General features: G+C 73.2%; 15 protein-coding genes. 9 read left to right on the top strand and 6 right to left on the bottom strand.

The window, feature by feature from the left end:
- Positions 1-76: 76 nt before the first annotated feature.
- The 3 genes from AC3EVP_RS12950 to AC3EVP_RS12940 form a co-directional block, all read right to left on the bottom strand.
- Entirely contained in the window at positions 77-940 is an 864-nt protein-coding gene (locus tag AC3EVP_RS12950; RefSeq protein ID WP_435129465.1) for a transglycosylase SLT domain-containing protein, read from the bottom strand.
- 274 nt (positions 941-1,214) lie between these two features.
- Positions 1,215-2,327, bottom strand: a complete 1,113-nt coding sequence (locus AC3EVP_RS12945; RefSeq protein WP_435129462.1) for an S-adenosylmethionine:tRNA ribosyltransferase-isomerase — start codon at positions 2,325-2,327, stop codon at positions 1,215-1,217.
- The gene (locus AC3EVP_RS12940) at positions 2,324-3,160 is read right to left on the bottom strand and encodes an SDR family NAD(P)-dependent oxidoreductase (RefSeq protein ID WP_435129459.1); all 837 of its coding nucleotides are present in this window, start codon (positions 3,158-3,160) and stop codon (positions 2,324-2,326) included. The genes AC3EVP_RS12945 and AC3EVP_RS12940 overlap by 4 nt, the downstream gene beginning before the upstream one ends.
- Before the next feature lie 202 nt (positions 3,161-3,362).
- On the opposite strand from AC3EVP_RS12940, the gene AC3EVP_RS12935 reads away from it, so the two are divergent.
- The 3 genes from AC3EVP_RS12935 (at position 3,363) to AC3EVP_RS12925 (ending at position 5,676) form a co-directional block, all read left to right on the top strand.
- Positions 3,363-4,580, top strand: coding sequence for a GAF domain-containing sensor histidine kinase (locus AC3EVP_RS12935; RefSeq protein WP_435129456.1), 1,218 nt, complete (start codon positions 3,363-3,365; stop codon positions 4,578-4,580).
- Positions 4,573-5,217 (top strand): response regulator, encoded by a 645-nt coding sequence (locus AC3EVP_RS12930; RefSeq protein WP_335973137.1) that lies wholly within the window; start codon positions 4,573-4,575, stop codon positions 5,215-5,217. Before AC3EVP_RS12935 ends, AC3EVP_RS12930 begins: the two co-directional genes overlap by 8 nt.
- Before the next feature lie 219 nt (positions 5,218-5,436).
- Positions 5,437-5,676 carry a chaplin family protein gene (locus tag AC3EVP_RS12925; protein ID WP_335973134.1) on the top strand — a complete coding sequence of 80 codons (240 nt, stop codon included), beginning with the start codon at positions 5,437-5,439 and terminating at the stop codon, positions 5,674-5,676.
- 109 nt (positions 5,677-5,785) lie between these two features.
- Here AC3EVP_RS12925 and AC3EVP_RS12920 read toward each other — a convergent pair whose 3' ends face one another.
- Positions 5,786-6,574 carry a hypothetical protein gene (locus AC3EVP_RS12920; RefSeq protein WP_335973132.1) on the bottom strand — a complete coding sequence of 263 codons (789 nt, stop codon included), beginning with the start codon at positions 6,572-6,574 and terminating at the stop codon, positions 5,786-5,788.
- Between the two features lie 133 nt (positions 6,575-6,707).
- Between AC3EVP_RS12920 and AC3EVP_RS12915 the strand changes: the two genes are divergently transcribed.
- The 4 genes from AC3EVP_RS12915 to AC3EVP_RS12900 all read left to right on the top strand — a co-directional run bounded on the left by AC3EVP_RS12915 (position 6,708) and on the right by AC3EVP_RS12900 (position 10,092).
- The gene (locus tag AC3EVP_RS12915) at positions 6,708-7,499 is read left to right on the top strand and encodes an ABC transporter ATP-binding protein (RefSeq protein ID WP_335973131.1); all 792 of its coding nucleotides are present in this window, start codon (positions 6,708-6,710) and stop codon (positions 7,497-7,499) included.
- A 78-nt stretch (positions 7,500-7,577) separates the two neighbouring features.
- Positions 7,578-7,988, top strand: a complete 411-nt coding sequence (locus tag AC3EVP_RS12910; RefSeq protein ID WP_335974110.1) for an NfeD family protein — start codon at positions 7,578-7,580, stop codon at positions 7,986-7,988.
- A gap of 149 nt (positions 7,989-8,137) precedes the next feature.
- The gene (locus AC3EVP_RS12905) at positions 8,138-9,157 is read left to right on the top strand and encodes an SPFH domain-containing protein (protein WP_335973128.1); all 1,020 of its coding nucleotides are present in this window, start codon (positions 8,138-8,140) and stop codon (positions 9,155-9,157) included.
- A 167-nt stretch (positions 9,158-9,324) separates the two neighbouring features.
- A complete protein-coding gene (locus AC3EVP_RS12900) occupies positions 9,325-10,092 on the top strand; it encodes a sulfite exporter TauE/SafE family protein (protein WP_435129450.1) in 768 nt (255 codons plus the stop codon).
- A 27-nt stretch (positions 10,093-10,119) separates the two neighbouring features.
- Here AC3EVP_RS12900 and AC3EVP_RS12895 read toward each other — a convergent pair whose 3' ends face one another.
- The gene (locus AC3EVP_RS12895; protein WP_335973122.1) at positions 10,120-10,623 is read right to left on the bottom strand and encodes an HNH endonuclease; all 504 of its coding nucleotides are present in this window, start codon (positions 10,621-10,623) and stop codon (positions 10,120-10,122) included.
- A 121-nt stretch (positions 10,624-10,744) separates the two neighbouring features.
- Complete coding sequence (locus tag AC3EVP_RS12890; RefSeq protein WP_435129446.1) at positions 10,745-11,287, bottom strand: YbhB/YbcL family Raf kinase inhibitor-like protein; 543 nt, start codon at positions 11,285-11,287, stop codon at positions 10,745-10,747.
- 96 nt (positions 11,288-11,383) lie between these two features.
- Between AC3EVP_RS12890 and AC3EVP_RS12885 the strand changes: the two genes are divergently transcribed.
- Together AC3EVP_RS12885 and tyrS are read left to right on the top strand one after the other, a co-directional pair.
- On the top strand, positions 11,384-12,022 hold the full coding sequence (locus AC3EVP_RS12885; RefSeq protein ID WP_435129443.1) for a DNA-3-methyladenine glycosylase: 639 nt from the start codon (positions 11,384-11,386) through the stop codon (positions 12,020-12,022).
- A 143-nt stretch (positions 12,023-12,165) separates the two neighbouring features.
- On the top strand, positions 12,166-13,440 hold the full coding sequence (gene tyrS / locus AC3EVP_RS12880) for a tyrosine--tRNA ligase (protein WP_335973114.1): 1,275 nt from the start codon (positions 12,166-12,168) through the stop codon (positions 13,438-13,440).
- Positions 13,441-13,721: the final 281 nt, after the last annotated feature.

Below are 13,721 nucleotides of genomic sequence, written 5' to 3'. Positions count from 1 at the left end.
CAGGTTGCGCGCGAGGGCGGTGGGACGCACAGGTCCCACCGCCCTCGTGTTTTCCCGCATTCAGCGGATACGCCGGTCAGTACGCCGAGTTCACGTTGTCCATGCCGCCGTACACGTGGTACGCGTAGTTGCACGCGGCGGCGATGTTCGCGACCGGGTTGTAGACGTTCCACGAAGTACCGGAGACGTGGTACGCGTTGAACGTGGGGTCGATCGTCTGGAGCAGGCCCTTGGACGGAATGCCCTTGGCGGCGTTCGAGTCCCACAGGTTGATCGCGTTCGGGTTTCCGGACGATTCCCGGATGATGTTGCGGTAAATGCCGTTGTAGGTCGGGACCGGAATGTTGTGCGCGGCCAGGACGGCGCGGGCCTGGCGAATCCAGCCGTCCAGGTTGTTCGGGTAGGTCACGGCGACGGGCGTCGCGGTGATCGTCTTCGAGACGGTGGTCGACTTGGCGGTCGACGTGGCCGTCGACGTGCCGGTCGACCTGGTGGCCGTGGTGGACTTCTTCGTCACCGGCGCGGTCTTCTTGACGGTGGTGCGCTGGGTGGAGCGGTTGGCCGCTTCCTTGGCGCGCTCGGCGGCCAGCGCCGCCGCCTTCTTCTTCGCGGCCGCCGCGTCGGCGGCCTTCTTCTTCGCCGCGGCCTCAGCGGCCGCCTTCTTCTTCGCCGCTGCCGCGGCGGCCTTCTGCTGAGCGTCGCTCTGGTCCTTGATGGCCTTCTGGGAGGCCATGCCGGACTCGGGGCTGATGCCCTTGACCTGGTCGCCGGTGGACACGGAGAACCCAGTCGGGTCGCCGTCGGCGACAGCCGACCCACCAGCGGTCGCCTCGAGACCGGTGACTGTCAGCGCAACGGCCGCGGCGGCGGCGACACCGGCCGCCGTGATCTTGTGCTTCCTGGACAGTCGGCCGATCTTCGGGATCGTGGGGAGCTGCATGCGGGATTACCTCTTCCGATTGGGACCCGAGAATTGTTAGAGGGTCGGAAATCGGGGGTCAATGAGCCTGGCTACGAGCGTGGCTCGTAGCCGCGGCCGAAGTGCCCGAGGCAGTTTCCGTGATATGTCCGCGCGTTTGCCGCGGTGAATTCCACTAAGCGGCTTAGTATGTGACGCAGGCCCTATCGGTGAGGTCACAGGGGCGCGCCCCCTGCGTCGCGGATGGTGACGGAGGAGGCGCTTTATGTGACGCTTATTCGGGGCCCGAAGGCCCTTATGGGAGCAGCAGGTTGACGTCTCCGAACTCGTGCCAGCGGAAACGGCCGCGCAGCGCTTCCGCGTAGACCCGGGCCAGCAGGCCGTCGCCCGACAGGGCCCGCAGCATCAGCAGGTGCGACGCCTGCGGCTCGTGCAGCCCGGTCAGCAGGCCGTCCACCGCGCGCACCCCGCGCTCCGGGGTGATCACCAGGTCCGTCCAGCCGTGCGCCGCCCGCACCCGGCCGCGCCCGTCGGCCGCCGACTCCAGCGCGCGCACCGCGGTGGTGCCCACCGCCACCACCCGCCCGCCGGCCGCCCGGGCCGCGTTCACCTGCCACGCGGTGCCGGCCGGCACCGTGTACGGCTCGGGGTACGGCGGTTCGTGCGCCTCGGCGGACGCCACCCCCGTGTGCAGCTCGATCGGCGCGATCTGCACCCCCCGGCTGACCAGCGCCGTGACCAGGGGCGCGGTGAACGGCCGGCCCGCGCTCGGCATCTCGGCCGAGCCCCGCCCGTCGGCCGACGGCGTGCCGAAGACCGTCTGGTGGGCCGACAGCGGCTGGTCGCGGGCGGTGTACCCGTAGCGGATCGGCCGCCCGTGCCGCCGCAGGTGCCGCACCAGGTCGGGCACCCGCACCGATGCCACCCACAGCCGGTCGGCCGCCGGGTCCAGCGGGTGCTCCAGCACCAGTCGGCCGCCGCCTTCCAGCCGCACCTGGGCGCCGGCAGGTCCGCCCGGCCGGCGTACGGTCGTGCCGCGCCCGTCGGGGGAGCGCAGCTCGACCACCCAGCGGCCGTCGTCACGCCGGGTGGAGAAGTGCACCACGACCGGTGCGCCGCCGCCGTCGATCCGGCCGTCCAGCGCTGCGGGCAGGGTCTGCGAGGTGTTGACGACCAGTACGTCCCCGGCCCGCAGCAGTCCGGGCAGCTCGCGGAAGCCGTGGCGGGAGACCTCGCCGCTGCCCTGCCGCCCGACCAGCAGCCGTACCGCGTCGCGGCGGGGCGCGGGCGCCGCCGCCGACAGCTCCGGCGGCAGCCGCAGGTCGGCCAGGCTCCCGGCGTCCAGCCGGTCCGCCTCGTCGTCGCAGGTCGGGCAGGTGACCGGGGCCGCCGGCGCCGCCGCGCTCATCGTGCCCGCCCCGGCTCGGCGGGAGCGGCCGGCGAGGCCAGGGGGTCCGGTCCGGCCGGCGTCTGCGGACCCGCCAGCTCGGCGGCGACATAGCGGCCGCCGGGCGCCGGACCGTCGAGCAGCCGCAACAGCGCGGGCGCGACCTCTTCCGGCAGCGGGCGCTGCGCGAAGCCGGGGTCGTCCGGCACCGCGGCCGCGTACAGCGCGGTCCGCAGGTCGCCCGGGTCGACCCACCACACCCGGACCGCCGGCTCCTCCGCCGCCAGCACCGCCGACAGGTGGTCGAGCGCGGCCTTGCTCGCCCCGTAGCCGCCCCAGGCGGGGTAGGCGGCCACGGCCGCGTCCGAGCTGATGTTCAGCACCGCGCCGCCGGCCGCCCGCAGCCCCGGCAGGGCCGCCCTGATCAGGGCGAAGGGCGCGAGCACATTCGTCTCCAGGGCCGCCCGCAGCCCGTCCTCGGGGAGTTCGGCCAGCGGCAGCAGGGGTTCGGCGCCCAGGGCGCTGGCGTTGTTGACCAGCAGGTCCGGGCCCGCGCCGCCGCCCAGCTCCCGGGCGGCCGCGAGCAGCTCGGCGCGGTGCGCCGGGTTCGTTACGTCGCCGGGCACCGCCCGCACCCGGCCCGCGGCCGCCCGGCCGGGCGCCGCACCCGCCGTACCTTTGTCCCCTATATATAGGGCATCGTGACTTTTGTCCGTTATGAGGTCCTGGGCGGAGGCGCGCAACGCGTCCGCGTCGCGGCCGTCCAGCACCAGATCCCAGCCGCGGCCGGCCAGCCCCTCGGCCAGCGCGCGGCCCAGCCCCCGCGACGCGCCCGTGATGATCGCCACCGGCATGGTCCCCGCCTTCCGCCACGGCCCGGCGCGGTCGCCGGACCCGTTGCCCCCACCGTAGGAACGCCGCCCCGCCCCGGGCCTCGGGCGCCCGCCGCAACCCCCGCGGGCCCTTCGCCCTACGCCGAGCCCTACGACGAGCGGACCAGGACCGTACGTCCGGCGGCGCATACGGGGTGTCACCTGCGCCGAGTACCGTGGAGACATGTCCGGACGGGCGCCGCGAGGCGGCATCGAAGCGGTCAGCGCCGCGATCGTGGCGATGAACCGGCGGCTGGAGGTGCGCGAGGTCCTCCAGACCATCGTGGGCTCTGCCCGCGAGCTGCTCGACGCCCAGTACGCGGCGCTCGGGGTGCCCGACGACCATGGCGGGTTCGCTCAGTTCGTGGTCGACGGCGTCAGCGACGAGCAGTGGAAGGCGATCGGCCCGCTGCCCCGGCAGCACGGCGTGCTCGCCGCCATGCTCCGCGAGGCCACCCCGCAGCGCCTCGCCGACGTCCGCGACTTCGAGAGCTTCGCCGGCTGGCCGCGCGCCCACCCCGTGATGAAGGACTTCATCGGCATGCCGGTGGCCGACGGCGACGAGATCCTCGGCGCGATCTTCCTGGCGAACAAGAACGCGCCGCCCGCCAGGGACACACCACCCGCCAGGGAAACACCGCCCGCCAGGGAAACACCGCCCGCCGAGAACCGTCCGGCCGCCCCCGCGGGCTTCACCCAGGACGACGAGGACCTCCTGCGCATCCTCGCCGACCACGCCGCGATCGCCCTGACCAACGCCCGCCTGCACGAGCGCAGCCGCGAGCTGACCCTCGCCGGGGAGCGCGCCCGCATCGCCCACGAACTGCACGACGCGGTCTCCCAGAAGCTGTTCTCACTGCGGCTGACCGCCCAGGCGTCCGCCGCCCTCGTCGACACCGACCCCGCCCGCGCCAAGGAGGAGCTGCGGCAGGTCGCCGCGCTCGCCGCCGAGGCCGCCGACGAGCTGCGCGCCGTCGTCGTCGAGCTGCGCCCGGCCGCCCTGGACGACGACGGCCTCGTGGCCACCCTGCGCACCCAGGCCGACGTCCTGGACCGGGTGCACGCCGCCCGCGTGACCTTCCACGCCGACCGGATGCGCGCCCTGCCCGCACCGCAGGAGGAGGCCCTGCTGCGCGTCGCCCAGGAGGCCACCCACAACGCGCTGCGCCACGCCCACCCGCGGAGCGTCGCCGTCACCCTCGAAGGGCACGGCGGCGGGGGCGCCACCCTGCGCGTGCGCGACGACGGCCGCGGCTTCGACCCCACCGCCGTCCGCCGGGCCGGCCGCCACCTGGGGCTGGTCTCCATGCGGGACCGCGCCGACGGCGTCGGCGGCTCGCTGAGCGTGCAGTCGGAGCCCGGCCGGGGCACCGTCGTCGAGATGGAGGTGCCAGGTGGCTGACAAGGTGATCCGGGTGCTGCTCGTGGACGACCACCAGGTGGTGCGCCGCGGCCTGCGGACGTTCCTGGAGGTCCAGGGCGACATCGAGGTGGTCGGCGAGGCCGCCGACGGCGACGAGGGCGTGGCCCGCGCGCTGGAGCTGCGCCCCGACGTGATCCTGATGGACGTCAAGATGCCCGGCACCGACGGCATCGAGGCGCTGCGGCTGCTGCACGAGGCGGACAGCCCCGCCCGGGTCCTGATCGTGACCAGCTTCACCGAGAAGCGCACCGTGGTCCCCGCGCTGCGGGCCGGCGCCGCCGGATACGTCTACAAGGACGTCGACCCGGTCGCGCTCGCCGACGCCATCCGCTCGGTGCACGCCGGGCACGTCCTGCTCCAGGCGGAGGTGGCCGGCGCGCTGCTCGCCCCGGACCAGCCGGCCGGCGGCACCGGCCGCGGCAGCACGCTGACCGAGCGCGAGCGCGAGGTGCTGGGCCTGATCGCGGACGGCCGCTCCAACCGGGAGATCGCCCGCGCCCTGGTGCTCTCGGAGAAGACCGTCAAGACCCACGTGTCGAACATCCTCATGAAGCTCGACCTCGCCGACCGCACCCAGGCCGCGCTGTGGGCGGTCCGCAACGGCGTCGGCAACTGATCTGCCGTGCGAGCAGGCGCCTGACCTGGCGTGCGCGGGCACGCGGCACGCCCCCGCGGGCGCCGGTGCGCCACGCCCGCGCACCCGCGCTTGGCGGAGTGAGATTCATACTGTCGGGTGTATGTCCTCCGGGGTGCGCATCCCCAGCGGCGGCGGACCGTTCTCCATGGCGTGCCGCGGCGGATGGCCGCGGCACGTCTCGCAAGGAGGAAGTTCGAAGTGAAGAACCTGAAGAAGGCCGCGACCCTCACCCTCGTGGCGGGCGGGCTCCTCGCCGCCGGTGCCGGTGCGGCCTCGGCCGACTCGGGCGCGCAGGGTGCCGCCGTGAAGTCCCCGGGCGTCGTCTCCGGCAACCTCGTGCAGGTCCCGGTGCACGTCCCGGTCAACGTGGTCGGCAACACCGTCAACGTGATCGGCCTGCTCAACCCGGCCTTCGGCAACACCGGCGCCAACACGTGACCCCGCCTGCCGTCTGACCCCCTCCGGACGGCAACCCGCACGGGCCCCGCGGCCGACGTCACCGTACGCCGCCCGCGGGGCCCGCGCGCTGTCCCGCGACCCCGGCCCCTCAGGGCCTGCGGCGCTCGGTCTCCTCCACGTACGCGTTGTACGCCGCGACCTGCGCGCGCCGGGCGGTCCGCTCCACCGGGCGCAGCAACTCCGCACGGGCGGCGATCTGCGAGGCGCTCACCGCGCCGCCGTGCCCGTCGGACGCTATCGACACCAGCGCCGCCACCCGCTGCGCCAGCTCCAGCACCCGCACCGCGCGCGGCGGGTAGCCGGGCGCGAGCACCTCGCGCCCGCGCTCGGCCCGGGCCCGGTACGCCTCCAGCGCCGCCTGGGCGGCGGGCCCCGCGCCGGCGACGTCGAGCTGGGCGAGCGCGTCCGTGGCGTCGCGCAGCGCCTCCGCCAGCTCGCGTTCCGCCTCGCCGAGCGAGGGCACGTCGGCCGGTGGCGCGTCCCGCACCGGCAGGCACTGCCACTCCACGTCCACGTGCAGGTCGCCGACCGGCCCGGCCTCGTGGACCTCGGGCACCAGGCCGAGCGCGACCGCGCCCACGGTGAGCACCGCCTCACCGGCGGCCATCGCGCGGGCGTTGAACTCCGGGGGCCCGGTCAGCCCGAGCGGGTGCCCGGCCACCGGCAGCGCGAGCCGCAGCCCGGTGGCGCCCAGGGCGCGGAGCCGGCCCAGCGCCAGGGTCAGCCCGACCGGCGCCGGCTCGCCCGGCAGCCCGGCGACACGGTGCACCGCGTCCTCGGCCGAGATCCGCTGGGCGACGTCATCAGGGGCGGCAAGTCCGGCAAGCAGGGCATTTCCCCACGCCGTCAGCCGCCCTGAACGAGGTTCATCAAGCATGCCCCCAGCCTATGGACTGGACCGGCCGCGCGGTGGCGTAAGTTTTCCCCGGGGGTTGTTCCTTCCGGCCCGTGCCGATCCCGGCACACCGACCTGCCGAGACTGCCGAGATGCAAGGGGAGACAACGCGCTCATGAGCGATGTACTGGAGCTGGTGGACGTATCCGTGGTCCGCGACGGACGGGCTCTGGTCGAAGGGGTCTCCTGGTCGGTGGCCGAAGGGGAGCGCTGGGTCATCCTCGGCCCCAACGGCGCGGGCAAGACCACCCTGTTGAACGTCGCCTCCAGCTACCTCTACCCGAGCACCGGCACCGTGCAGATCCTCGGCGAGAAGCTCGGCAACGTCGACGTCTTCGAGCTGCGCCCCCGGATCGGGATGGCCGGGGCCGCGATGGCCGAGAAGATGCCGCGCCGCCAGACCGTCCTGGAGACGGTCCTCACCGCCGCCTACGGCATGACCGCCACCTGGAACGAGGGGTACGAACAGGTCGACGAGGACCGCGCCCGCGCCTTCCTCGACCGGCTCGGCATGACCGAGTTCCTCGACCGGAAGTTCGGCACCCTCTCCGAGGGCGAGCGCAAGCGCACCCTCATCGCCCGCGCGATGATGTCCGACCCCGAACTGCTGCTGCTCGACGAACCCGCGGCCGGCCTCGACCTCGGCGGCCGCGAGGACCTGGTCCGCCGGCTCGGCCGGCTCGCCCGCGACCCGATCGCGCCCTCCATGATCATGGTGACCCACCACGTCGAGGAGATCGCGCCCGGCTTCACCCACGTGCTGATGATCCGTCAGGGCCGGGTGATCGCCGCCGGCCCCATCGACACCGAGCTGAGCTCGCGCAACCTCTCGCACTGCTTCGGACTGCCGCTCGTCGTCGAGCGCCGCGGCGACCGCTGGACCGCCGCCGGACTGCCGCTGAAGTAGCCCGCGGCACCGCCGTCCGGATCGCGCACTGCCGCAACTGCCCCGAGTACGCCTACGATTGACCCCGTGGACGCATGGGTGTGGTGGTTGGTGGCCGCAGTGGGGCTGGGCATCCCGCTGGTGATCACGGCGATGCCCGAGTTCGGCATGTTCGCGGTCGGCGCGGTCGGCGGAGCGGTCACGGCAGGCATGGGCGGCGGCATCGTCGCCCAAGTCATCGTCTTCGTCGTGGTCTCCGTGGCGCTGCTGGTCTTCGTCCGGCCGATCGCCTACCGGAACCGGCAGAGCGCCGGCCAGCGCAGCGGGGTGGACGCGCTCAAGGGCAAACGGGCCCTGGTGCTCGAACGGGTCGACGACGGCACGGGCGGACGGATCAAGCTCGCCGGTGAGATCTGGTCGGCCCGCGCCCTGGAACACGACCGCGTCTTCGACCCCGGCCAGCACGTGGACGTGGTCGAGATCGACGGCGCGACGGCCGTCGTGATGTAGATGTAGTCGCCACGCCCACCGCAGCCAACGGGCCGCCCGGCGCCGGGAATTCGCGGAACCCCGCGCACGGCACGCCTACCGTCTGCGACAATTGATCATGTTGTTGTAGTACGTGCTCCATCCGCACTCAACCCGGCGCCGGAGTGACCATGCAGCCCATCATCATCGTCCTCATCATCCTGGTGGTGCTCGTCTTCATCGCGCTGATCAGGACGGTCCAGGTCATCCCGCAGGCCAGCGCCGCCATCGTCGAGCGCTTCGGCCGCTACACCCGCACCCTCAGTGCCGGGCTGAACATCGTCGTCCCGTTCATCGACACCATCCGCAACCGGATCGACCTGCGCGAGCAGGTCGTGCCCTTCCCCCCGCAGCCGGTGATCACCCAGGACAACCTGGTGGTCAACATCGACACCGTCATCTACTACCAGGTCACCGACGCCCGGGCCGCCACCTATGAAGTCGCCAGCTACATCCAGGCGATCGAGCAGCTCACCGTCACCACGCTCCGCAACATCATCGGCGGCATGGACCTGGAGCGGACCCTCACCTCCCGCGAGGAGATCAACGCGGCGCTGCGCGGCGTCCTCGACGAGGCCACCGGCAAGTGGGGCATCCGCGTCAACCGCGTCGAGCTCAAGGCGATCGAGCCGCCCACCTCCATCCAGGACTCGATGGAGAAGCAGATGCGCGCCGACCGTGACAAGCGCGCCGCGATCCTCACCGCCGAGGGCATCCGGCAGTCCCAGATCCTCACCGCGGAGGGCGAGAAGCAGTCCTCGATCCTGCGCGCCGAAGGCGACGCGCGCTCCGCCGCGCTGCGCGCCGAGGGCGAGGCCCAGGCGATCCGCACCGTCTTCGAGTCCATCCACGCCGGCGACCCGGACCAGAAGCTGCTCGCCTACCAGTACCTCCAGATGCTGCCGAAGATCGCCGAGGGCGACGCCAACAAGCTCTGGATCATCCCCAGCGAACTCAACGACGCGCTCAAGGGCCTCGGCGGCATCGTCAACATCCCCGGCGTCACCGGCAACGGAGGCGGCGGCAACGGCGCGGGCAACGGCGGCGCTCCCGCGCCCGCCCCGGGCAGCGCGGCCGCCGCGCCCCCCGCCACCCGCCCCGCGGCCGCACCCGCACCGCGCCGCGAGGCCCCGCCCTTCGACAAGGACTGACCCGGGAGCACACCCCCGGAAGCCCCCGGAGCCCGTACTCCGGGGGCCGTCCCGGCCCGGGCGCACCGGTGTGGCATGATCGCCGCGCCCCCGACCGCCGTCCGGCACCCCCCCGGAACCCCCCGGCCGCCACGGCGCACAGGACGCGCACCGATCACGGAGGACCCATGTCACCGGCGGAAGCCGTCGCCGTGCTCGCCGCCGGAATCGGCGCGGGCACCATCAACACCATCGTCGGCTCCGGCACCCTGATCACCTTCCCCGTCCTGCTGGCCGTCGGCCTGCCGCCCGTCACCGCGAACGTCTCCAACACCCTCGGCCTGGTGCCCGGCTCGGTGGCCGGCGCCATCGGCTACCGCGGCGAACTGGCCGGCCAGCGCGGCCGGTTGCTGCGCCTGGGCGCCGTCTGCCTGGTCGGCGGCGCGATCGGCGCCGTGCTATTGGTCAACCTGCCGTCCGGCGCGTTCCACGCGATCGTGCCGGTCCTCATCGCGCTCGCCCTGGTGCTGGTGGTCCTGCAACCGCGGCTGACCCGCGCCCTCCAGGCCAGCCGGCAGCGCAGCGGGTCCGCCGCCCCCGTGCACGGCGGACCCGTCCTCCTGCTCGGACTCTTCCTCGCCAGCATCTACGGCGGGTACTTCGGAGCCGCGCAGGGGGTCATCTACATGTCCCTGATGGGGGTGCTCCTCGACGAGTCGCTCCAGCGGATCAACGGACTGAAGAACGTGCTCGCCGCGATGGTCAACGGCATCGCCGCGCTCTTCTTCGTCGTCATCGCCCACATGGACTGGGCGGCGGTCGCCCTCATCGCCGCCGGCGCCACCATCGGCGGGCTGATCGGCGCCCGGGTCGGACGCCGCCTCCCGCCGATGGCACTGCGCGGCCTCATCGTCGCCGTCGGCATCGCGGCGATCGTCCAGCTCCTGCTGAAGTAGCCCGCGCCGGGCCGCGCCCGGGCCGCCTCACGCCGGCAGCGCCAGCCACTCCGGCAGGTCCGTACGGTCCCGCGCCCCCAGCGCCAGCAGCAGCGCGTCGGCCGGCGTCGGCTCGAACGGCCGTACCAGCAGCCGCATCCCCGCCTGCTCCGGCGTACGGTCCGCCTTGCGCTGGTTGTCCTCGCTGCACGCCGCCACCGTGTTCAGCCAGGTGTCGCCGCCCCCGCGCGACCGCGGCTGCACATGGTCCACGGTCGTCGCCCGCCGCCCGCAGTACGCGCAGCGGTGCCGGTCGCGTACCAGCACACCGCGCCGCGACCACGGCGCCCGTTGTCGGAACGGCACCCGCACATACCGGCACAGCCTGATCACCTGCGGCATCGGCACGTCCACCCGCGCCGCGCGCACCCGAAGACCGGGATGGGCCTGCTCGACAACGGCCTTGTCCTGCATCACCAGCACGACCGCACGCCGCAGCGACACCGTCGACAGCGGCTCGAAACTCGCATTCAGCACCAGCGTCTCACGCATGTCCGCCCACCTCCCGGGGTCCTTCAGGTGGCACCACTGTGACCCCCGGCGCCGTACCGGACAACGGAGTTTCCGGCCGCGTACAGGGGCCACCGGCCCCGGGAGGGCAGGCGGGGCGGGCTCAGCCGGCGTCGGCCGGCACCTCGTGGACACCGATCAGCTGCGCCCGCGCCAGCGCGTGGAAGCGGAGGTTGAAGCCCACCACCGCCGGCGTCGCGTCCGCGTCAGGACCCAGCTTCTCCGTGTCCACCGCGTACACCGTGAACACATAGCGGTGCGGGCCGTCCCCGGGCGGCGGCGCGGCACCGCCGAAGTCCCGGGTCCCGTAGTCGTTGCGCACCTGCACCGCGCCCGCGGGCAGCCCGGCGAAGTCCCCCGACCCCGCACCCGCGGGCAGCTCCGTCACCGACACCGGGATGTCGAACACCGACCAGTGCCAGAAGCCGCTGCCGGTCGGCGCGTCCGGGTCGTAGCAGGACACCGCGAAGCTCTTCGTCTCCGCCGGGAAACCCTCCCACCGCAGGTGCGGCGAACGGTTGCCGGCCGCGAACACCTGGTCGTCCTTGAGCGCCGCACCCGGCGCCACATCGTCACTGACCACCGTGAACGCCGGCACCGGCGGGTGGAAGTCATGGGGGAGCGGCCGTCGCGCTTGCTCGGTCACCTCGACACCTCCTGTTGGGAACGGATTGGTCCGAGCCTATGGCCTGCCCGACCGATCCCCGCGGCACCCACCCGCCGTCGACTACGCTCCTGCCTCGTGAGCACGCCACCGACCCGGACCCCGCTGGAGCGCGCCTTCTTCGACCGGCCCGTCCTGGAGATCGCTCCCGACCTGCTCGGCCGCACCCTGGTGCGCAGCACCGACGACGGCCCGATCGAACTGCGGCTCACCGAGGTCGAGGCGTACGACGGCCCCAACGACCCCGGCTCCCACGCCTACCGCGGACGCACCGAGCGCAACGCCGTGATGTTCGGCCCGCCCGGCCACACCTACGTCTACTTCACCTACGGCATGTGGCACTGCCTGAACCTGGTCTGCGGCCCGCCCGGCACCGCCAGCGGGGTGCTGCTGCGCGCCGGCCGGATCACCGCCGGCACCGACCTCGCCCGCCCCCGCCGCCCCACCTCCCGCAAGGACGCCGACCTCGCCCAGGGCCCGGCCCGGCTCGCCACCGCACTCGGCGTCGACCGCGGCCTCAACGGCGCCGACGCCTGCGCCGCCGACGGCGGTCCCTTCCGCGTCCTGACCGGCACCCCGCCCGCCCCCGACGCCGTCCGCAGCGGCCCCCGCACCGGGGTCGGCGGCGACGGCGCCGCACACCCCTGGCGCTACTGGATCGACGGCGACCCCACCGTCAGCCCCTACCGCCCGCACACCCCGCGCAAGCGCGGATAATCGAATCGCCGCCACACCCAGACCTCAGGCACGCTGGTACCAGGAAGCCAGGCACCCTGGCGGCAGGCCCACCAGGCGCCCCGGCGCCCGGGCAGGCCGGTGCCGGACCGAGCAGGCCGCAGACCCAAGGAGACACGGACACCGTGACGGACATCGTCGACGAGCTGCGGTGGCGGGGCGTACTCGCCCAGACCACCGACGAGGAAGCCCTGCGCAAGGCGCTCGCGGACGGTCCCCTCACCCTGTATTGCGGCTTCGACCCCACCGCGCGCAGCCTGCACGTCGGCCACCTCACCCAGATCCTGACCCTGCGCCGCTTCCAGCTCGCCGGCCACCGGCCGATCGCCCTCGTGGGGGGCGCCACCGGACTGATCGGCGACCCGAAGCCCAGCGCCGAGCGGGTACTCAACGACGTGGAGACCGTCCAGCAGTGGGTCGCCGCGCTCCGCGGCCAGCTCGCCGCGTTCCTCGACTTCGACACCGCCGGCCCCACCCAGGCGGTGATGGCCAATAACTACGAGTGGACCGAGGGCATCTCCGCCCTGGCGCTGCTGCGCGACTACGGCAAGCACTTCAGCGTCAACCAGATGCTCGCCCGCGAGACGGTGAAGACCCGCCTCGACGGCGAGGGCATGAGCTACACCGAGTTCAGCTACGTCATCCTCCAGTCGCTGGACTACCTGGAGCTGTACCGGACGTACGGCTGCACGCTCCAGATCGGCGGCAGCGACCAGTGGGGCAACATCACCGCCGGCCTCGACCTGATCCGCCGGGTCGAGGGCAACGCACCGCACGGCCCCGCGCACGCCCTCACCCAGGTGCTGCTCACCAAGGCCGACGGAACCAAGTTCGGCAAGACCGAGGGCGGGGCCGTCTGGCTCGACCCCGAACTGACCACGCCCTACGCCTTCTACCAGTTCTGGCTGAACGCCGACGACCGCGACATCTCCCGCTACCTGCGCACCTTCAGCTTCCGCTCCCGCGCGCAGATCGAGGAGCTGGAGCAGGCCAGCGCCGAGCGGCCGCAGGCCCGGGCGGCACAGCGGGCGCTGGCCGAGGAGCTGACCGAGCTGGTGCACGGCGCCGAGCAGTGCGCGGCCGTCATCGCCGCTTCCAAGGCACTTTTCGGCCAGGGTGAGCTGGCGGACCTCGACGAGGGCACCCTCGCCGCGGCCCTGAGCGAGCTGCCGCACGCCAAGGTGAGCGAACTGGCGCCGGTCGCCGACCTGTTGGCGCTGGTCGAGCTGGCCCCGAGCAAGTCCGCCGCCCGCCGCACCATCAAGGAGGGCGGCGCCTACCTGAACAACGCCAAGGTCGTGGGGGAGGACGCGGTACCCGCCCGGAGCGACCTGATCCACGGCCGCTGGCTGGTCCTGCGCCGGGGCAAGCGCAACCTCGGGGCGGTCGAACTGGCCTGACACGGCCGGAAATCCACGTTTGGGCGGCGGCCGAGCTTGACTCGGCCGCCGCGCCTGCGTAACGTAGTCCGAGTCGCTGAAACGGCGGGCCTGGTTCACACAAGGCTCCGCGGGACGAGCGGCCACCCACTAACTACGTCCTCCCGATCATCGGGTTGGCTTTTGGTGCGCCAAAATCCAATTCGGGGAAGCCGATTATGAATCGGTCCGGGAATGGGGTACGGTAGTGAACACGAAGGGAAAGCCCGGAGGGAAAAACCGGAAACGGTCGGACCGAAGGA

Source organism: Actinacidiphila sp. bgisy144, assembly GCF_057708105.1.
Note: the sequence above shows the minus strand (reverse complement) of the source record. Positions and strands in the feature narration are given on the sequence as shown.